This is a genomic window from Jatrophihabitans fulvus, from assembly GCF_054781375.1.
Map to the genome: position 1 here is coordinate 312,368 of NZ_BAAGUN010000003.1, position 19,427 is coordinate 331,794.

At 71.4% G+C, this 19,427-nt stretch carries 14 protein-coding genes and 1 tRNA gene; 12 read left to right on the top strand and 3 right to left on the bottom strand.

Going from position 1 to position 19,427, the window contains the following annotated elements:
- Positions 1 to 206: 206 nt before the first annotated feature.
- The 8 genes from ACYVP9_RS13410 to tesB all read left to right on the top strand — a co-directional run bounded on the left by ACYVP9_RS13410 (position 207) and on the right by tesB (position 12,016).
- Positions 207 to 1,496 carry an ammonium transporter gene (locus ACYVP9_RS13410; protein WP_460605536.1) on the top strand — a complete coding sequence of 430 codons (1,290 nt, stop codon included), beginning with the start codon at positions 207 to 209 and terminating at the stop codon, positions 1,494 to 1,496.
- Positions 1,493 to 1,831, top strand: coding sequence for a P-II family nitrogen regulator (locus ACYVP9_RS13415; protein ID WP_460605371.1), 339 nt, complete (start codon positions 1,493 to 1,495; stop codon positions 1,829 to 1,831). Before ACYVP9_RS13410 ends, ACYVP9_RS13415 begins: the two co-directional genes overlap by 4 nt.
- Positions 1,812 to 4,163, top strand: coding sequence for a bifunctional uridylyltransferase/uridylyl-removing protein GlnD (locus ACYVP9_RS13420; protein ID WP_460605373.1), 2,352 nt, complete (start codon positions 1,812 to 1,814; stop codon positions 4,161 to 4,163). Before ACYVP9_RS13415 ends, ACYVP9_RS13420 begins: the two co-directional genes overlap by 20 nt.
- Before the next feature lie 108 nt (positions 4,164 to 4,271).
- Positions 4,272 to 8,813 carry a glutamate synthase family protein gene (gltB, locus tag ACYVP9_RS13425; protein ID WP_460605374.1) on the top strand — a complete coding sequence of 1,514 codons (4,542 nt, stop codon included), beginning with the start codon at positions 4,272 to 4,274 and terminating at the stop codon, positions 8,811 to 8,813.
- Between the two features lie 84 nt (positions 8,814 to 8,897).
- The gene (locus ACYVP9_RS13430) at positions 8,898 to 9,266 is read left to right on the top strand and encodes a hypothetical protein (RefSeq protein WP_460605375.1); all 369 of its coding nucleotides are present in this window, start codon (positions 8,898 to 8,900) and stop codon (positions 9,264 to 9,266) included.
- Complete coding sequence (locus ACYVP9_RS13435) at positions 9,259 to 9,651, top strand: hypothetical protein (protein ID WP_460605376.1); 393 nt, start codon at positions 9,259 to 9,261, stop codon at positions 9,649 to 9,651. Before ACYVP9_RS13430 ends, ACYVP9_RS13435 begins: the two co-directional genes overlap by 8 nt.
- Before the next feature lie 54 nt (positions 9,652 to 9,705).
- Complete coding sequence (gene pyk, locus ACYVP9_RS13440) at positions 9,706 to 11,133, top strand: pyruvate kinase (RefSeq protein ID WP_460605377.1); 1,428 nt, start codon at positions 9,706 to 9,708, stop codon at positions 11,131 to 11,133.
- Positions 11,126 to 12,016 carry an acyl-CoA thioesterase gene (gene tesB, locus ACYVP9_RS13445; RefSeq protein ID WP_460605378.1) on the top strand — a complete coding sequence of 297 codons (891 nt, stop codon included), beginning with the start codon at positions 11,126 to 11,128 and terminating at the stop codon, positions 12,014 to 12,016. Before pyk ends, tesB begins: the two co-directional genes overlap by 8 nt.
- A 3-nt stretch (positions 12,017 to 12,019) precedes the next feature.
- On the opposite strand, the gene ACYVP9_RS13450 is transcribed toward tesB, so the two are convergent.
- Positions 12,020 to 13,426, bottom strand: a complete 1,407-nt coding sequence (locus tag ACYVP9_RS13450) for an aminotransferase class V-fold PLP-dependent enzyme (protein ID WP_460605537.1) — start codon at positions 13,424 to 13,426, stop codon at positions 12,020 to 12,022.
- Positions 13,427 to 13,580: 154 nt separating this feature from the next.
- Here ACYVP9_RS13450 and ACYVP9_RS13455 point away from each other — a divergent pair, with 154 nt between their 5' ends.
- On the top strand, positions 13,581 to 15,293 hold the full coding sequence (locus ACYVP9_RS13455; RefSeq protein ID WP_460605379.1) for a hypothetical protein: 1,713 nt from the start codon (positions 13,581 to 13,583) through the stop codon (positions 15,291 to 15,293).
- Here ACYVP9_RS13455 and ACYVP9_RS13460 read toward each other — a convergent pair.
- On the bottom strand, positions 15,290 to 16,033 hold the full coding sequence (locus tag ACYVP9_RS13460) for a transcriptional regulator (protein ID WP_460605380.1): 744 nt from the start codon (positions 16,031 to 16,033) through the stop codon (positions 15,290 to 15,292). The genes ACYVP9_RS13455 and ACYVP9_RS13460 overlap by 4 nt on opposite strands.
- Positions 16,034 to 16,068: 35 nt before the next feature.
- Positions 16,069 to 16,150: transfer RNA gene (locus ACYVP9_RS13465), tRNA-Leu, on the bottom strand.
- Positions 16,151 to 16,233: 83 nt separating this feature from the next.
- On the opposite strand from ACYVP9_RS13465, the gene ACYVP9_RS13470 reads away from it, so the two are divergent.
- The 3 genes from ACYVP9_RS13470 (at position 16,234) to ACYVP9_RS13480 (ending at position 19,412) form a co-directional block, all read left to right on the top strand.
- The gene (locus tag ACYVP9_RS13470) at positions 16,234 to 16,908 is read left to right on the top strand and encodes an ANTAR domain-containing response regulator (protein ID WP_460605381.1); all 675 of its coding nucleotides are present in this window, start codon (positions 16,234 to 16,236) and stop codon (positions 16,906 to 16,908) included.
- Between the two features lie 188 nt (positions 16,909 to 17,096).
- Positions 17,097 to 18,314: a branched-chain amino acid ABC transporter substrate-binding protein gene (locus ACYVP9_RS13475; protein ID WP_460605382.1), complete on the top strand. Its 1,218-nt coding sequence runs from the start codon at positions 17,097 to 17,099 to the stop codon at positions 18,312 to 18,314.
- Positions 18,315 to 18,464: 150 nt separating this feature from the next.
- Complete coding sequence (locus ACYVP9_RS13480; RefSeq protein ID WP_460605383.1) at positions 18,465 to 19,412, top strand: branched-chain amino acid ABC transporter permease; 948 nt, start codon at positions 18,465 to 18,467, stop codon at positions 19,410 to 19,412.
- The last annotated feature ends 15 nt before the right edge of the window (positions 19,413 to 19,427 follow it).

Here is a 19,427-nt window from a genome sequence, read left to right on the forward strand (position 1 = left end):
CCCAAAACCGGGCACACCGGTCACCCACGGGCGCCGCCGGACGGACGGGGGTGCGTGTAACGCACCGGAAACACGCCCGGCGGCCTGCCGAAACCTCGGCCGCACAGAGTGCACTCGATCGATGGGCCGCGCCGTGGCGGCGGACGACGTGCGGGCGCCCACCTGACCATTCCGATGGAGGTTCCGTGGACGGCTATTACGCCTTCATGATCGTCGCGACTCTGCTCGTGCTCATGATGACCACCCCGGCACTCGCCTTCTTCTACGGCGGCATGAGCCGGTCGAAGTCGGTGCTCAACATGATGATGATGTCCTTCGTGTCGATGGGCATCATCGGCATCGTCTACGTCCTGTGGGGCTGGTCGATGTCGTTCAGCGACGGGTTCAGCGGTGACGGCAAGCTGTTCGCCGACCCGTTCAAGCTCTTCGGCCTGAAGGACGTCACGCCGGACACCTACATCTTCGTGATGTTCCAGCTGACGTTCGCGGTGATCACCGCGGCCCTCATCAGCGGCGCGGTCGCCGACCGCGTGAAGCTGTCGTCCTGGTGCGTGTTCCTGCCCATCTGGGCGACGCTGTCGTACTTCCCGCTCGCGCACATGGTGTTCGGCGGCGGCTTCATCGGCAAGACGATCGGCGCGCAGGACTACGCAGGCGGCACCGCGGTGCACATCAACGCCGGTGTCGCGGGCCTCGTGCTCGCGCTCGTGGTCGGCAAGCGGGTCAACTGGCAGAAGGACCCGATGCGCCCGCACAACCTGACGCTGACCATGCTGGGCGCCGGCCTGCTGTGGGTGGGCTGGTACGGCTTCAACGTCGGCTCGATCGTCTTCCCGGGCGACCAGACCGCGGCCGAGTTCCAGAACCAGTTCTTCTCCGAGACCGGGCGCACCTTCCTCAACACGACGATCGCCACGATGGCCGCGATGCTGGGCTGGCTCGTCATCGAACGCATCCTGCACAAGAAGGCCTCCGCGCTGGGCGCGGCGTCCGGCATCGTCGCGGGTCTCGTCGCGATCACCCCAGCCTGCGGCGCGGTCGACCTCGTCGGCGCCATCGCCATCGGCGCGATCGCCGGCGGCGCCTGCGCCTGGGCCGTCAGTTTGAAGTTCAAACTCGGCTTCGACGACTCGTTCGACGTCGTGGGTGTCCACCTCGTCGGCGGCATCATCGGCACCGTGCTGATCGGCCTGTTCTCCGTCAAGGCGGGCGCCGGCGGCGTCGACGGCCTGTTCCACGGCGGCGGCCTCGCCTCCCTCGGTGACCAGGCCGCGGGTGCGGGCATCGCGATCCTGTGGTCCGGCGTCGCCACGCTGATCATCGCCCTCGCCATCAAGTACACGATCGGCTGGCGCATCACGCAGGAGGAAGAGGTCGAGGGCATCGACTACGCCGAGCACGGCGAGACCGCCTACGATCTCGAAGGCCGCTCCAGCGGTATCCCGTCCGCGGCGCTCGGTTCGTCGCTCTCGAACAAGGAAGGGGCCCTGGCGTGAAGCAGATCACCGCGGTCGTCAAGCCGTTCAAGCTCGACGACGTGAAGGCGGCGCTCGAGGTCCTGGGTGTCCAGGGGCTCACCGTCAGCGAGGTGCAGGGCTTCGGGCGCCAGCGCGGCCACACCGAGGTCTACCGCGGCGCCGAGTACACCGTCGACTTCGTGCCGAAGGTGAAGATCGAGGTCGTCGTCAGCGACTTCGACGTCGAGAAGCTGGTCGGCGCCATCGTCGAGGCCGCCCGCACCGGCAAGATCGGTGACGGCAAGGTCTGGGTCACCCCGGTCGAGTCCCTCGTCCGGGTCCGGACGGGAGAGCGTGACGGCGACGCGATCTGACGAGTCGCGCCCGCATCTGGGCGAGGTCCGGGCCGGCGTCCTGCGCCGGCCCGGACTCGTCGGTGCCCGCCTCCGTCAGGAACTGTCCGACGCCTGCGACGCGTGGCTGCAGCAGTTGCTGCCCGAGCGTCCGGACGTCGCGCTCGTCGCCGTCGGCGGTCTCGGACGGCGCGAGCCCGCGCCGCACTCCGACCTCGACCTCGTGCTGCTGTACGAGGGGAAGATCCCCGACCTCGGCGACGTCGCGGACGCGATCTGGTACCCGATCTGGGATTCCGGTGTCAGCCTCGACCACTCCGTCCGCACGCCCGACCAGGCGGTCGCCGTCGCGCGCGACGACCTCAAGGCGCTGCTCGGCCTGCTCGACATCCGCCACATCGCCGGCGACGCCGGCCTGACCGGGCGCGTCCGCGGGTCCGTGCTGGACGTCTGGCGGACGACCGCGGCGAAGCGGCTGCCCGAGCTGCAGGAGATCTCCCGCGAACGGTGGGCGATTGCCGGTGAGGCGGCGTTCCTGCTCGAGCCGAACCTCAAGGACTCCCGCGGCGGGCTGCGCGACGCGCAGGCGCTGCACGCGCTCGCCGCCGCGCAGCTCGTCGACTACCCGGTCTGGGTGCGCGAGGCCTACCCCGTGCTGCTGGACGTCCGCGGCGAGCTGCAACGCCTCAGCGGCCGTAGCGACGACGTGCTGCGCCAGCAGGAGCAGGACGGCGTCGCCGCCGCCCTCGGCTTCGTCGACACCCACGGCGAGACGGTCGAGCAGGGCCGCGACCAGCTGTTGCGCCGGGTCAACGAGGCCGCCCGCTCGATCGCGCACGCCGTCGAGATGGCGTGGCGGCGGGTCGCGGCCGCGGCCGACGCGAAGCCGAGACGGCGCCTCTTCGGCGCCCGCCCCGGACCCGAGCGGGTCGGGCTCGCGAAGGACGTCGTCGCCCAGGAGGGCGAGGTCGTGCTCGCGCGCGACGCCGACCCGTGGTCGGACCCAGGCCTGGTGCTGCGCGTCGCCCGCGCCGCCGCCGAGAACGACCTGCCCATCGCGCCCTTCACCCTGGAGCGGCTCGCGTCCGAGGCGGCGCCGCTGCCCACGCCGTGGCCCGCCGCCGCCCGCGAGGACCTGCTCGCCGTGCTCGGCGCGGGCCGTCCGGCGATCGGGGTGCTCGAGTCGCTCGACCAGGCCGGACTGCTCGTCGCGCTCATCCCCGAGTGGGACGCCGTCCGCTGCCGTGCGCAGCACAACCCGGTGCACCGCTACACCGTCGACCGGCACCTGCTGGAGTGCGCCGCGGCGGCGGCCGGGTTCGACGCCGAGGTCGACCGTCCGGACCTGCTCGTGCTCGGCGCGCTGCTGCACGACCTCGGCAAGGGGTATCCCGGCGGCGACCACTCGGTCGTCGGCGCGGAACGGGCCGCGGTCGTGGCCCGCCGCATGGGCTATGCCGGCGACGACCTCGCGGTGGTGGTCGGCCTCGTGCGCCACCACCTGCTGCTGCCCAACACCGCGACGCGCCGCGACATCGGCGACCCGATGACGCTGACGATCGTGCGCGAGTCGGTGGACGACTCCGTCGAGCTGCTCGATCTGCTGCGCGTGCTCGCCCGTGCCGACGCGACGGCCACCGGACCGGCGGCCTGGAGCGACTGGAAGTCGCGGCTGATCGACGACCTCGTCCGCCGCACCCGCGCCGCCATCGGCGGGCGCCGCGGCCCCGAGCCGGTGCTGCTCGACGACGAGCGCCGCGAGCTGGCCGAGGCGGGGGAGCTCGCCGTCCGCATCACCGGCGACACCGCCGCGGCCGAGGTGGTCGTCGCCGTGCCCGACCGTCCCGGCGGCATGTACCGCACGGCGGGAGTGCTCGCCCTGCACTCCCTGGACGTCCGCGAGGCGTCCGTCGTCACCCATGCCGGCATGGCCGTGAACCGGTTCGTCGTCCACCCGCGCTTCGGCCAGCTGCCCGACCCGGCCCTGCTGCGCAGCGATCTGGCCCGCGCGCTCAAGGGAGAGCTCGGCCTGGCCGAGAAGCTGCGGCAGAAGGAGGAGACCTACTCCCGCCGCCCGGCCGGCAGCCCGCAGCGGCGGCCGACCGTCCTCTGGTTCGACGATTCCGCGGACGCCACCGTCGTCGAGTTCCGCGGCGACGACGAGATCGGGTTGCTGTCGCGCATCACCGCCGCGCTGGAGAGCGCCGGCCTGGACATCCGCGCCGCCCGCGTCTCGTCGATGGCCGGGGCGGTGGTCGACGCGTTCTACGTCACCGACGCGCAGGGCCGCCAGATCGCGAAGGACGACCGTCCCGGTCTCGAGGCCGCCCTCGTCGCCGCCTGGCCCAGATGACGCCTGCGCCACCGTGGTGAACGGACGCGAAACCTGCAGGTAATGTGGTGCCGCTGACCCGGGCCGACGTCGTCCCTTCGCCGTACTCGACCCCGACGGGAGTCCCGCGTGCCGTTCTCCGCGCTGCCCGAGCCGCAAGGCCTCTACGACCCCCAGTTCGAGCACGACGCCTGCGGCGTCGCCTTCGTCGCCGACCAGTACGGGCGCGCGTCGCACCGCATCGTCGAGCAGGCGCTGACGGCACTGCACAACCTCGACCACCGCGGCGCCGCCGGCGCCGAGCCGTCCTCGGGCGACGGCGCGGGCATCAACGTGCAGGTGCCCGACCGCTTCCTGCGCGACGTGGTCGACTTCGAGCTGCCCGAGCGCGGCGGGTACGCCGTGGGCAACGCGTTCCTGCCCGCCGGCGACGAGGCCGAGCAGGTCGTCGAGCTCGTCGAGACGGTCGCCGCGTCCGAGGGCCTCACGGTCCTCGGCTGGCGCGACCTGCCGACGGTGACCGACGGCCTCGGGTCCACCGCCCGCAGCGTGATGCCCGCCTTCCGCCAGCTGTTCGTGCGCGGCGCCGACGGCGCCAAGGGCATGGAGCTCGAGCGGCGCGCGTTCGCGCTGCGCAAGGTCGCCGAGCGGCGCGCCGCCGAGGCGCAGCTGGAGCTGTACTTCCCGTCGCTGTCGACCCGCACCCTCGTCTACAAGGGCATGCTCACCACCGATCAGCTCGGCGTGGTGTTCCCCGACCTGCGCGACGAGCGCTTCGAGAGCGCGATCGGCCTGGTGCACTCCCGGTTCTCGACGAACACGTTCCCGTCGTGGCCGCTGGCGCACCCGTACCGCTACATCGCCCACAACGGCGAGATCAACACCATCCGCGGCAACCGCAACTGGATGCGCACCCGCGAGGCGCTGCTCAAGAGCGACCTCATCCCGGGCGACCTCAAGCGGCTGTTCCCGATCTGCAGCCCGGACGCGTCGGACTCGGCGACGTTCGACGAGGTGCTCGAACTGCTGCACCTCGGCGGACGTTCGCTGCCGCACGCGGTGCTGATGATGATCCCGGAGGCCTGGGAGAACAACCCCGACATGGCCGCCGACCGCCGCGCCTTCTACGAGTTCCACTCGTGCGTCATGGAGGCGTGGGACGGGCCCGCGTGCGTCAGTTTCACCGACGGCACCGTGATCGGTGCCGTCCTCGACCGCAACGGCCTGCGTCCGGGACGGTGGTGGCAGACGTCCGACGGTCTGGTCGTGCTGGGCAGCGAGTCGGGCGTGCTCGAACTCGACCCCGCCACGGTGGTCGCGAAGGGCCGGTTGCAGCCGGGCCGCATGTTCCTCGTCGACACCGAGCGCGGCGAGATCCGCGACGACGACGCGGTCAAGACCGAGCTGGCCGCCGAGCACCCGTACGCCGAGTGGCTGCACGCCGGGCTGATCCAGCTCGGTGAGCTGCCCGACCGCGAGCGCACCGTGTTCAGCCACGAGTCGGTCGTGCGCCGCCAGCAGATCTTCGGCTACACCGAGGAGGAGCTGCGGCTGCTCATCGGGCCGATGGCCACCGCCGGCGCCGAGCCGATCGGGTCCATGGGCACCGACACGCCCGTCGCGGTGCTGTCGAAGCGCTCCCGGCTGCTGTTCGACTACTTCACCGAGCTGTTCGCGCAGGTCACCAATCCGCCGCTGGACGCGATCCGCGAGGAGCTGGTCACCTCGCTGGCCGGCGGCATCGGCCCCGAGCTGAACCTGCTCGACCCGGGCCCCGCCTCGTGCCGGCAGATCGTCATCCCGCGCCCAGTGATCGACAACGAGGAACTCGCCAGGATCTGGCACATCAACGCCGACGGCGACATGCCCGGCTTCCGCTGCCAGCTCATCGACGGCCGCTACCGCGTGCACGGCGGCGGCGAGGCCCTGGCCGCGGCGCTCGAGCGGGTGCGGCGCGAGTGCTCGGCCGCGGTCGAGGCGGGCGTGCGCATCCTGATCCTGTCCGACCGCGACTGCGACCCCGACCACGCCCCGATCCCGGCGCTGCTGCTGACGTCCGCGGTGCACCAGCACCTCGTCCGCACCGGTCAGCGCACGCAGGCGGGCCTCGTCGTCGAGACCGGCGAGGCGCGCGAGGTGCACCACATCGCGCTGCTCATCGGCTACGGCGCCGCCGCGGTGAACCCCTACCTCGCCTTCGAGACGATCGACGACATGGTCGCCTCGGGCCAGATCGAGGGCGTCACCGCCGACAAGGCGATCGCCAACTACGTCAAGGGCCTGTCCAAGGGCGTGCTCAAGGTGATGTCCAAGATGGGCATCTCGACCATCCAGAGCTACACCGGCGCCCAGGTGTTCGAGGCCTTCGGTCTCGCGCAGCCGCTCGTCGACGAGTTCTTCGGCGGCACGCCGTCGCGGCTCGGCGGCATCGGGCTGACCGAGATCGCCGCCGAGGTCGAGAAGCGGCACGAGGCCGCCTACCCGCTCGTCGACACCTCCCGCGCGCACCGCCGCCTCGACGTCGGCGGCGAGTACCAGTGGCGTCGCGAGGGCGAGCTGCACCTGTTCAACCCCGAGACGGTCTTCCTGCTGCAGCACGCCACCCGCTCGCGGCAGTACGACGTGTTCCGGCAGTACGCCGACAAGGTCGACGCCCTCAACCGCGAGGGCGGCACGCTGCGCGGCCTGTTCGACTTCAAGGCCGGCGACCGTCCGCCCGTGCCGATCGACGAGGTCGAGCCGGTCGAGTCGATCGTCACCCGCTTCGCCACCGGCGCGATGAGCTACGGCTCCATCTCGGCCGAGGCGCACGAGACGCTGGCGATCGCGATGAACCGCCTCGGCGGACGGTCGAACAGCGGCGAGGGCGGCGAGGACGAGCGCCGCTTCACTCCGGACGAGAACGGCGACCTGCGCCGCTCGGCCGTCAAGCAGATCGCGTCCGGACGCTTCGGCGTCACCAGTCACTACCTCGTCAACGCCGACGACCTGCAGATCAAGATCTCGCAGGGTGCGAAGCCGGGCGAGGGCGGCCAGCTGCCGGGCTACAAGGTCTACCCGTGGATCGCGCGCACCCGGAACTCGACGCCGGGCGTGGGCCTCATCTCGCCGCCGCCGCACCACGACATCTACTCGATCGAGGACATCGCCCAGCTCATCCACGACCTCAAGAACGCGAACTCGCAGGCGCGGGTGCACGTCAAGCTGGTGTCCGAGGCGGGCGTCGGCACCGTCGCCGCGGGCGTGTCCAAGGCGCACGCCGACGTCGTGCTCATCTCCGGCCACGACGGGGGGACGGGCGCCGCGCCGCTGACCTCGCTCAAGCACGCCGGCCTGCCCTGGGAGCTCGGCCTCGCCGACACCCAGCAGACGCTGCTGCTCAACGGCCTGCGCGACCGCATCACGGTGCAGGTCGACGGCGCGATGAAGACCGGCAAGGACGTCGTGATCGCCGCGCTGCTCGGCGCCGAGGAGTACGGCTTCGCCACCTCACCGCTCATCGTGTCGGGCTGCATCATGATGCGCGTCTGTCACCTCGACACCTGTCCGGTCGGCGTCGCCACCCAGAACCCGGTGCTGCGCGAGCGCTTCAGCGGCAAGCCCGAGTTCGTCGTCACCTTCTTCGAGTTCATCGCCCAGCAGGTGCGCGAGCTGCTCGCGCAGCTCGGGTTCCGCTCGCTGGAGGAGGCGATCGGTCACGTCGAGGTGCTCGACACGGCCAAGGCCATCGAGCACTGGAAGGCGGACGGTCTCGACCTGTCGCCGATCCTGTCCGTGCCGGCCAACCCCTACCGCCAGACGCTGCACCGCTCCCGCGAGCAGGACCACGGCCTCGACGCCGCGCTCGACAACACGCTGATCCAGCTGTGCGAGGGCGCGCTGCTCGACGGCTCGCCCGTCAAGCTCGAGCTGCCGGTGCGCAACGTCAACCGCACGGTCGGCACGATGCTGGGCTCGCTGGTGTCCCGGCGCTACGGAGCCGCGGGTCTGCCCGACGGCACGATCGACGTGACGTTCCGGGGGTCGGGCGGGCAGTCGTTCGGCGCGTTCGTGCCGCGCGGCATCACGCTGCGGCTGTACGGGGACACCAACGACTTCGCGGGCAAGGGCTTGTCCGGGGGCGTCATCGCCGTCCGCCCGGACGAGAACGCCCCGTTCGTCGCCGAACGCAACGTCATCGCGGGCAACGTCATCGCCTACGGGGCCACGGCGGGCGAGATCTACCTGCGCGGCGTCGTGGGGGAGCGGTTCTGCGTCCGCAACTCCGGCGCCACGGTGGTGTCCGAGGGCGTGGGCGACCACGCGCTCGAATACATGACCGGCGGTACCGCGGTCATCCTCGGCGAGACGGGCCGCAACGTCGGCGCGGGCATGTCGGGTGGCTGGGCGTACGTGCTCGACCTCGACACCGACCTCGTGAACCGCGAGCTGGTCGATCTCGCGCCGGTCCCGGACGAGGAGTCCGAGCGGCTGCGCTCGATCGTCGCCGCGCACCACGCCCACACCGACTCGCCGGTCGCCGCCGCGTTGCTCGCCGACTGGCCGTCGGCCGTCGCGCGCTTCACCGCGGTCGTCCCGCGCGACTTCGCGAAGGTCGTCGAGGCGACCAAGCGGGCCGAGGCGAACGGCGAGGACGTCGACGCCGCGGTGATGGCGGCGGCCAAGGGCTGACCCGCCGCCGCACCACGCCTTCCCGGCTGGAACGGTGGTGGACACGCCGGCGTGTCACAGCCGGTCGGGCCGGGAAGCGGAGGAATGGCGATGGTGCTCGTCGCGACGGTGGTCGCGCTGGTACTCGCGCTCGCGGTCGTCGTCGACGCCGCGTGGTGCTACCGGCGCGACGAGGCGGCCGACACCCGCGAGGTGGTGATCGCCGGGCTGCTCGAGCTGGCGGTGCTCGCCTACGTCGCCGTCCGCGTCGTCGACCTGGCCGGCGGGCACCGCACGTCGTCGCTCGCCCTGGCCATCTCCTACCTGATCGGCCTCGTGCTGATCATGCCGGCAGCCGTGCTGGTGGGGTTGTTCGAGCGCTCGCGCTGGGGTCCGGTGATCATCGCCGTCGGCGCGGTGGTCGTGGCCGTGCTGTTCGCCCGGGTCGACCAGCTCTGGACGCCCGGTGGCTGACCGCCGGGCGCTGCGCACCGGACCGGGCCGGGTGCTCGTCTTCTTCTACGGGGTGCTGGCGGTGGCGGCCACCGGCCGCGCGTCGTTCGAACTCGTCACCAAGTACTCCGACGCGCCGCTGGCGTACGTGCTGTCGGCGGTCGCGGCCGTCATCTACGTGGTCGCGTTCGTCGCGCTGCTCGGCGGGGCGCGTCCACTGGCCTGGGTCGCGTGCGGCATCGAACTCGTGGGCGTGCTCGTGGTGGGCACGCTCAGCTGGACCGTCCGCCGCGACTTCCCGGACACGACCGTCTGGTCGGGTTACGGCAGCGGGTACGGGTTCCTGCCTGCCGTGCTGCCGGTGCTGGCGCTGGTCTGGCTCGCCCGGGCACCGCGCGGCCGCTGACGTTCCGGAAGCGTTTGCTGTCCGAGCGCACCGCGACCGCCTAGGCTGAGCAGCGTGATCCGGCGCGCGAAGATTGTCTGCACCCTCGGTCCCGCGACCGACACACCGGAGCGGGCCCGTGCCCTCGTCGAGGCGGGCATGGACGTCGCCCGCCTCAATTTCAGCCACGGCGAGCACGCCGACCACGGCCGCCGGTACCGTGAGATCCGGGACGCCGCGAAGGCGGCCGGCCGCAACGTGGCCGTGCTCGCCGACCTGCAGGGCCCCAAGATCCGCCTCGGCCGCTTCGCCGACGGGCCGGTCACCTGGGCCACGGGCGAGCGCGTGCGCATCACCGTCGAGGACGTCGAGGGCGACCACGACCGCGTCTCGACGACGTACAAGCAGCTCGCCGAGGACGTCCGCCCCGGCGACCGGCTGCTCGTCGACGACGGCAACGTCGCGCTCATCGCGGTCGACGTCGAGAACGGCACGGACGTCGTCTGCGACGTCGCCGAGGGCGGCGTGGTCAGCAACAACAAGGGCCTGTCGCTGCCCGGCGTGGCGGTGAGCGTGCCGGCGATGTCCGACAAGGACTCCGCCGACCTCGAGTTCGCGCTGCGCCTCGGTGTCGACTTCGTCGCGCTGTCGTTCGTGCGCAATCCCGAGGACGTCAAGCTCGTGCACCACGTCATGGACGAGGTCGGCGTCCACGTCCCCGTGATCGCGAAGCTCGAGAAGCCCGAGGCGGTCGACCGGCTCGAGGAGATCGCGCTCGCCTTCGACGGCATGATGGTCGCCCGCGGCGACCTCGGCGTCGAGATGCCGCTCGAGCAGGTGCCCGTCGTGCAGAAGCGGGCGGTGCAGATCTGCCGCGACAACGCCAAGCCGGTCATCGTGGCCACCCAGATGCTCGAGTCGATGATCACGCACTCGCGCCCCACCCGTGCCGAGGCGTCCGACGTCGCCAACGCGGTCATCGACGGCGCCGACGCCGTGATGCTCTCGGGCGAGACGAGTGTGGGCCGCTACCCGGTGCAGGCGGTCGCCACGATGGCCCGCATCATCAGGTCCGTCGAGGACTCCGGGCCGCGCGCCGGCGGCCTGCAGCACAACCCGCGCACGTCCGGCGGCGCGCTGGTCAAGGCGGCCCGAGACATCGGCGACTCGCTCGGCGCCGTGGCGCTGGTGGCGTTCACGCAGACCGGCGACACCGCGCGGCGGCTGTCGCGGCTGCAGCCGGCGCAGCGCCTGCTCGTGTTCACGCCGCTCGAGTCCGTGCAACGGCAGATGGCGCTGCTCTGGGGCGCCGAGGCGCACCTCGTGTGGACGGTCAACACCACCGACGACATGGTGCGCCAGGTCGACTCCGCGCTCGTCAGCCGCGGCGTGTGCCACCCCCACGACCTGGTCATCGTGGTGGCGGGCACGCCGCCGTCGACCCCGGGCGCCACGAACACGATCCGGGTGCACCACATCGGGGACGTCCTGCGGCATGGGTGACCCGGCCACCGACGGGCTCGAGGGTCAGCCGGCGGTCGACACGCTCGTAGCCCTGCTCGACCTCGAGCCGATCGAGCAGGACATCTTCCGCGGGCAGAGCATGCGCACCCGCTGGCTGCGCGTGTTCGGCGGCCAGGTCGCCGGGCAGGCCCTGGTCGCGGCGGGGCGCACCGTCGATCCCGACCGGCACGTGCACTCGCTGCACTCGTACTTCATCCGGGCCGGCGACTCGACCAAACCGATCGTGTACGAGGTCGACCGCGTCCGCGATGGACGCTCGTTCTCGGTGCGACGCGTCATCGCCATGCAGAACGGGCAGACGATCTTCTCGCTGTCGGCGTCGTTCCAGCTGCAGCAGGACGGCATCGACCACCAGTCGCCGATGCCCGACGCGCCCGACCCCGAGTCGTTGCCGCGCATCACGAACCGGTTCGGCGAGAGCAGCCAGGCGATCGACCACTGGCGGCAGATGCCGAAGCCGATCGACCTGCGTTTCGCCGACGACCCCACCTGGGCGCAGCGGGAGAAGGGTCCGCGCGACGGCATCAGCCGGGTGTGGATGAGGGCCGACGGCGTGCTGCCCGACGACCCGCTGCTGCACGCGTGCGTGCTGACCTACGCCTCGGACATGACGCTGCTCGACGCGGTGCTCGCCCGGCACGCGCTGGCGGTGGACATCGACGAGATCGCGATCGCCTCGCTCGACCACGCGGTGTGGTTCGAGCGGCCGTTCCGGGCGGACGAGTGGTTCCTCTACGCGTCGTCCTCGCCGTCGGCGTCGGGCGGACGGGGCCTCGCCTCGGGACGGTTCTTCACCCGCGACGGCGTTCAGCTGGCGTCGGTGGTGCAGGAGGGCATGATCAGGGTGCGCTCCCGCGCCTGAGGTTCACGCGGTCGAGCGCAGCTGCTCCCACGCCGCCTCGACGTGTCGCCGCTCGGTCCACGGCGAGCCGATCGCCAGGCGCAGCGCGACGGCGCCGTTCACCACGGTGTGGGTCAGGTACATGCGCCCCGAGGCATTGACGGTGTCCATCAGGGTGCGCGTGGCGTCGTCGCCGGCCCGCAGCCGGAACGTCACCAGCGACAACGACACCGGTGCGGCCAGCTCGAACCGGTCGTCGGACGCGACCCGGGCCGCGAACTCCCGGGCGAGCGCGACATGTTTGCGCACATGTGCGCGAAGGCCTTCGGCGCCGTAGCAGCGGATGACCGCCCACAGCTTGAGGGCTCGGAAGCGCCGGCCGAGCGGCACGTGCCAGTCGCGGTAGTCGATGACCTCGCCCGATTCGCTGGCCGCGTTGCGCAGATACTCGGGCAGGATCGACAGCGCGCCGACGAGCGCGGTGCGGTCGGCGACCCAGAACGTGTCGCAGTCGAAGTTGGTCAGCAGCCACTTGTGCGGGTTGGTGGCGTACGAGTCGACGAGGTCCAGCCCCGCGTTGAGGTACCGGAACTCGGGCGCGACGGCGGCGACACCGGCCCACGCCGCGTCGACGTGCACCCATGCGCCGGCGTCCCGCGCGATCGTCGCCAGTTCGGGCACCGGGTCGACGGCACCGGTGCCGGTGGTGCCGACGGCGGCGACCACGAGCGCCGGCGTGAGCCCGGCGGCGACGTCGGCCGCGATGAGCTCCCGCAGATGCTCGGGCCGGGCGGCGTGGCCGGCGGGGTCGACGTCGACGAGGCGCAGCCGCTGCGTGCCCAGACCCGCGAGCCGGCACGCCTTCGCGACCGACGAGTGGGTCTGGTGCGAGGTGTACACGGTGAACCCACCGCTGCCGGTGCCATCGCTCTCGGTGCGCCCGCCGCTGGCCCGGTGCAGCGCCGCGACCAGTGCCACCAACGCGGCGTCCGAGGCGGTGTGCTGGATGACGCCGCCGCCCGTGCCGGACGACCGGAACCGGGCGGGCAGGTCGAGCAGGTCGGCCAGCCAGTCGAGCACATGGGTCTCGAGCTCGGTCGCCGCGGGCGAGGTGGCCCAGAGCATGCCCTGCACGCCGAGCCCGGACGCGATCAGGTCGCCGAGGATCGCCGGGCCGCTCACGTTGGCGGGGAAGTACGCGAAGAACGACGGGTGCTGCCAGTGCGTGATGCCGGGCAGCACGCACGCGTCGAGGTCGGCGAGCACGGCGTCGAACGGTTCGCCGGTCTCGGGCGGAGCCGCCGGCAGCGTGGCGCGGACGTCGCCGGGCGCGACCTGCGCCAGCACGGGGAACGACTCGAGCCGCTCGTGGTAGTCGGCGATCCAGTCGACGACTGCATGCCCCTGCCGGCGGAACTCGTCCGCGGTCATGTGCGGCACGGTGGCGCCGGCGTAGTCATCGGTCGGGTCATCCGTCGGGTCATCGGTCGGGCTGTCGGCGGAGTTGTCGGCGGAGTTGTCGGCGGAGTTGTCGGCGGGGTCCTTCGGCTCGCTCACCCGGGCGACGCTATTACTGTCGTGAGCGATGACGCAGACAGGGCGGAGCGACGGACGGCGCCGGGCCGGCCGGGTGCTGCTCGTGATGCTCGTGGCCGTCGTCGGCGCACTCGTCGGTGTCGTCGTCGGGGTGCTGACGCCGGCGCACGTCGAGATCGCCGGCAGCGATGCCCGCATCCGGCTCGAACCGGGGCGCACCGTCGACCAGGTGGGCGTCACCGGAGTGGTGACGTTGACGCGCGCCACCGACCGTGCCGTGCTCGGCGAGCCCGTCGGGGTGCGCGCAACCCTCGATTTCGACGCCTCCCAACTCGTGCGTGACGGCAAGGTCAACACCGACGTGCTGCCGGCGTACGTCGCCGCCTACAGCGACCCCGAACAGCTGGTCAGCGACATCCGCCACGAGATGATCTGGCACTTCGTGCGCTGGATGGTCGCGGGCGCGGCGACGGCGCTGCTCGTCGTCGTCGCGCGGTGGGCCTACCGGCGGTGGCGCACGCGCTACGACGCGGTGCACGACCCGGACGGTGCCGCGCGGGCGACCACCCGCGCCTACCTGCGGCGGGAACGACTCTGGACGGTGCGGGCGGCGGCGGCCGCGGTCGTGGTGCTGGCGATCGCGCAGTTGCCGTCGGCGCGCTCGCACCTGCCGGCGCGCCAGCAGGTCGAGGGCAACCCGGTGCTCGCCGACACCCCGCTGCGCGACGTGGAGGTCAGCGGGTTGCTCGCACCCGTGCTGGTCGCGGCCCGCGACTACATCCGCACCTACGCCGGGCAGACCGATTCCTACTACGACAAGCTGCGCGACAGACTCGTCGCCCGACTGCAGGCCGACCCGGTGACCCTGCCGGGGGAGACGCCGAACGCAGCGGCCGCGTCGGGCTCGCCGTCCGTGCAGTCCGGCGCCCCGTCCGGTGCCGAGGGCGAGTTCGACGTCGCGCACTTCGGGTTCGTCACCGACCGGCACTGCAACACGGGCATGGACCGGGTGACCGTCACGCTGCTCGAGAAGCTGGGCGTGCACACCCTGGTGAGCGCCGGGGACGACGCGTTCAGCGGCACGTTCGCCTTCGAGTCGGCGTGCACGCGCGGCCTGGCCCAGCAGTCGAAGCGGGCCGACGTGACGGACGTGATGGCCGGGGGCAACCACGACTCGCCGACCACCATCGCGGCCGAGCGCGACCAGGGCATGAAGGTGCTCGACGACGCGGACGACCCCGGCGGGCCGACGGTCGTCGAGACCGACGGCCTGCGGTTCGTCGGCAGCCCCGACCCCCGCACCAGCCGGTACGGCGAGGGCATCCGTCCGGCGAGCGCCGCCGCGCGGACCGCGGCGCTGCAGAAGCAGGCGAAGGGCATCGCGCAACGCGCGTGCGACGACCAGAAGCCGCTGATCGTGGTGGCCCACGACCCGCAGGTGGGAGACCAGGCCCTGCAGCAGGGGTGCGGACACGCCACCCTCGCGCTGACCGGACACACGCACCGGCAGGACGGGCCGGTCACGGTGCCGCTGCCGGACGGCGGGGACGGCAGCCAGTTCACCGGCGGCTCGGCCGGCGGCGCGCCGGGCGAGGAGGCCGTCGACCGCACCTTCGCCTCGAGCCTCACCGTCGGGCCGCTGAACCACGATGCGTTCGTCTACGTCGTCTCGGTCGACCGCGGTACCGGAGCGCTCGTCGGCATCACCGCGTTCCGCTTCACGCCCGACCAGCAGATCGAGGTCACGCAACTGCCGGGTTAGCACTTGGGGCCCACGTGCTCGTCCATCAGCGCCACCGCCTCGCGTTTCGCGATCGAGATCGAGTTCGGCAGGTTGCGGCGCCAGGCCACCGCGACGCGATCGCACGCCGCCCCGAAGATCGCGAGGATGTCGGTGGACGTGTTGCTGAAGAAGTAACGCGGGTAGCGGTACGTGACCCCCCGGACCACGACGCGGTTGATCACGCGGCAGCCGTCCGAGTGGATCAGGCCCCGGATCAGCGGCCACGGGTGCTCGTCGACGATCGCCCGCTGCCACTCGGCCAGCACGATCGGACGGGTGTGTTTCATGCCCGGCCCGTGCTTCGGGAAGAGGCAGGGCCAGTGCTTCCAGTAGGACCGGATCTTGATCATCCGGTCGGTGTGCGCCGCGCGCAGTCGGGCCGGTTCGGACCCCCGGACGGCGAGGACCGCAGCGCAGGTCTCGTCGACGATGCCCGGGTAGTCGGTGCAGGTGTAGATGCGCAGCGTGGGCACCCGCGAGCCGGTGACGAGATGGCCGTCGCCGAGGTACTGGCCGAGGAGGTAGGAGTAGGGCCCCGCGGGCGGGCCGCCGTCGGCGAGAGGGCATCGGGCACTCGACGAGTCGTCGGACGCGAACTCGCCACGGGCCCAGCGCCACACGGCCTTCTGCGAGACCCCGAGGTCCGCGGCCACCGCCACCGTGGTTTCGCCCGCGGCCACCCGCCGACGGGCGAGTTCACGCACTTCGAGCGGGTACATGGCCCGACTGTGCCTCGGACCCACGACAGTTTCGGTGCCCCCGGTGGGACTCGAACCCACACGCCTTTCGGCAGCGCCTTTTGAGGACGCCATGTCTCCCGGTTCCATCACAGGGGCGTGATGTGTTGGAAATCGTAACCCGGCTAATCTTGGCTCTCGCACTCGTCGCCAACGATGTCGGCCTGATCGGAGACCGCCCCATGTCTGCCGCACCGTCCGATCCCTCGCCGCAGCAGGGCCTGCGCGTCCTGATCGCCGAGGACGAGGCGCTCATCCGCCTCGACCTGCGCGAGATGCTCGAGGAGGAGGGTCTCGACGTCGTCGGCGAGGCCGCCGACGGCGAGCAGGCCGTCGCGCTCGCGACCGAGCTCGACCCCGATCTGGTCATCTGCGACATCAAGATGCCGAAGCTCGACGGCATCGCCGCGGCCGCGCAGATCACCGAGAAGCGCATCGCGCCGGTCGTCATGCTGACCGCCTTCAGCCAGCGCGACCTGATCGAGCGCGCCCGCGACGCGGGGGCGATGGCCTACCTCGTCAAGCCGTTCCAGAAGCGCGACCTGCTTCCCGCCATCGAGATGGCGACGACCCGCTTCGCCGAGATGCGTGCGCTCGAGGACGAGGTGACCGGGCTCAAGGACCGCCTCGAGACCCGCAAGCTCATCGAGCGCGCCAAGGGCGCGCTCATGACCGAGCACGGCCTGTCCGAGCCCGAGGCGTTCCGGTGGATCCAGCGCGCGGCGATGGACAACCGCCGTCCGATGAAGGTCGTGGCCGAGCTGATCCTCTCCGGTGACGACCAGCCGGCGGACGCCGCCGCCGCGGAGGCGCCGTCCTCGCACACCGCCACCCCGGACGCCGCTACCGAGGCGTAACCCCGACAAACCGGGCGCGTCCGTGGTTGAGATTTGGTCACGACGCGAACGAAGGCCGTTCGGCAGTGTTCCGGCGGGTGTCGTGATCGGCTAACGTCCCGGCAGCCGGTCGGACGTATCCAGGACGACCGAGGTTCATGACAGCCCTCACAGGAGGCTTTGTAGTGCGATTTCGTCTAGTGACCGGCATGGTGGCTCTCGCCGCGGCCGGATCGATGGCCCTGAGCGGCTGCGGCAGCGACTCGGGCGGCGGCGGCAAGTCCAGCGGAGGCGGCGGCCTCGGCGGCGGCGGTGGCAAGTCCTCCAGCAACGGCGGCGGCGCCGGCCCGAACGCGGGCAAGACCTTCAGCATCGGCTTCCAGGGCGCCCTCACCGGCGACAACAAGCAGCTGGGCATCAACGAGGTCAACGCCGTCGAGCTCGCGGTCGCGCAGGCCAACGCCAAGGGCGACCTCGGCTTCACCCTGAAGGTCGCGCAGGCCGACGACGGTGGCGTCGACACCAAGGCCCCGGCCGCTGCCCAGAAGCTGATCCAGGACACGTCCGTCCTCGGCGTCGTCGGCCCGGCCTTCTCCGGCCCGACCGCCGCGACCGGCAAGGCCTACGCGGCCGCCAGCATGGGCCTCATCAGCCCGTCGGCGACCAACGAGGACCTCACCAAGTCCGGCTTCACGACCTTCCACCGCATCGTCCCGACCGACGGTGTCGAGGGCAAGGCGACCGCCGAGTACCTGGCCAAGAAGTACAAGAGCGTCTTCGTCATCGACGACGCCACCACCTACGGCAAGGGTGTCGCGGACGTCGTGCGCGCCAACCTCAAGGGCAAGGTCAAGCTGACCAACGCCTCGCTGCCGCAGCAGAACACCCAGAACTACCCCACCATCGCCCAGCAGGTCGTGGCCTCCAAGGCCCAGGCGATGTACTACGGCGGTTACGACGCGCAGGCGGCCCAGCTGACCCGCGCGCTCACCACGGCCGGTTACAAGGGCTTCCGCATCTCGGGCAACGGCGGCAAGTCGTCGGTCTTCACCGATGCTGCCGGCGCGGCGGGCAACAACTACTACTTCGCGTGCGGTTGCCTCGACGCCACGGCGCCGACCGCGCCCGAGGCGGCGAAGACCTTCAACACCGACTACCAGAAGAAGTTCAACGCCCCGTCCTCGACGTACTCGCCGGAGGCGTTCGACGCCACCAACGCGCTCATCGAGGCCATGAAGTCGATCGCCGGCACCACCGCGCTCACCCGCGAGGCCGTCAACGAGGCCATCGGCAAGCTCGACTTCCAGGGCATCACCACCACCGTCAAGTTCCAGTCCAACGGTGAGGTCGCGCAGGCCACGGTGAACCTGTACGTGCAGAAGAACGGCAAGATCCAGCTCGTCGGGGACATCGCCGACGCCAAGTAGTTCCATGAACGACGGCGGGGGCGTGCCCGGTAACCGGGTGCGCCCCCGCCACCATGTTCGACCGGCATCTCGCCGCCGCCGGTCGCGCTGCGGTACGCGGAGCGCCGGGACCCGGCACCCCCTTCCTGCTGATCGTCACGGAGAGCGACTTTGGAAACGTTCCTGACCTACCTGGTCGACGGGGTGACCCGGGGATCGATGTATGCATTGATCGCCCTCGGGTACACGCTCGTGTACGGCGTCCTGCAACTGATCAACTTCGCGCACAGCGAGGTGTTCATGTCGGGCGCGTTCGGCAGCTACATCGTCGTCAACTTCCTCGTCGGGGACGACAACCACGTCGCGTCGATCCTCGTGCCGTTCGTGATCGCCGCGGGCCTGCTCGGCGGCGCGCTGAGCGGCGGCGGCATCGCGTGGACGCTCGAACGGGTCGCCTACCGGCCCCTCCGCAAGCGTGGTGCGCCACGGCTGGTGTTCCTCATCAGCGCCATCGGCGCCTCGTTCTTCCTCTCGCAGTTCGCCGGCAAGATGTTCACCAACGAACGCGGCAACACGTTCCCGGACTTCTTCGCGAAGGACAACGAGGTCTTCAGCATCGGCGGGGCGTCGGTGCAGGTGTTCCCGCTCGTGATCATCGTGTCGGCGATCGTGCTGATGATCGGCCTCGACCTGCTGGTCAACAAGACGAAGCTGGGCCAGTCCATCCGGGCCATCGCCGAGGACGCCCCGACCGCGGCGCTGATGGGCGTCGACATCGACCGCGCCATCTCGCGCACCTTCGTCATCGGCGGCCTGCTGGGCGGCGCTGCTGGTTTCATGTTCGGCCTGCAGTACAACTTCGCGAACACCATGGGCTTCCAGACCGGCATCGCCGCGTTCGCCGCCGCCGTGCTCGGCGGTATCGGCAACGTCCGCGGCGCGATGGTCGGCGGCATGTTGCTGGGCATCGTCGAGAGCCTGGTGCCGACGGCACCGTGGGTCTCGACCCCGTGGATCGGCATCGGCTGGTCGCAGGCCGTTGCCTTCGTGGTGCTGGTCCTGGTGCTGATGTTCCGTCCGACCGGCATCCTCGGCGAGCGGATCGGGAGAGCGGCATGAGCGAGCGTCAGCGAG

What these genes read in the sequence shown, in the direction of transcription:
- ACYVP9_RS13475 (WP_460605382.1), top strand. Translation starts at nt 17,097, where the DNA reads ATGGTGGCTCTCGCCGCGGCCGGATCGATGGCCCTGAGCGGCTGCGGC.
- ACYVP9_RS13455 (WP_460605379.1), top strand. Translation starts at nt 13,581, where the DNA reads ATGACGCAGACAGGGCGGAGCGACGGACGGCGCCGGGCCGGCCGGGTG.
- ACYVP9_RS13470 (WP_460605381.1), top strand. Translation starts at nt 16,234, where the DNA reads ATGTCTGCCGCACCGTCCGATCCCTCGCCGCAGCAGGGCCTGCGCGTC.
- tesB (WP_460605378.1), top strand. Translation starts at nt 11,126, where the DNA reads ATGGGTGACCCGGCCACCGACGGGCTCGAGGGTCAGCCGGCGGTCGAC.
- ACYVP9_RS13450 (WP_460605537.1), bottom strand. Translation starts at nt 13,426, where the DNA reads ATGACCGCGGACGAGTTCCGCCGGCAGGGGCATGCAGTCGTCGACTGG.
- ACYVP9_RS13460 (WP_460605380.1), bottom strand. Translation starts at nt 16,033, where the DNA reads ATGTACCCGCTCGAAGTGCGTGAACTCGCCCGTCGGCGGGTGGCCGCG.
- ACYVP9_RS13410 (WP_460605536.1), top strand. Translation starts at nt 207, where the DNA reads ATGATCGTCGCGACTCTGCTCGTGCTCATGATGACCACCCCGGCACTC.
- ACYVP9_RS13430 (WP_460605375.1), top strand. Translation starts at nt 8,898, where the DNA reads ATGGCGATGGTGCTCGTCGCGACGGTGGTCGCGCTGGTACTCGCGCTC.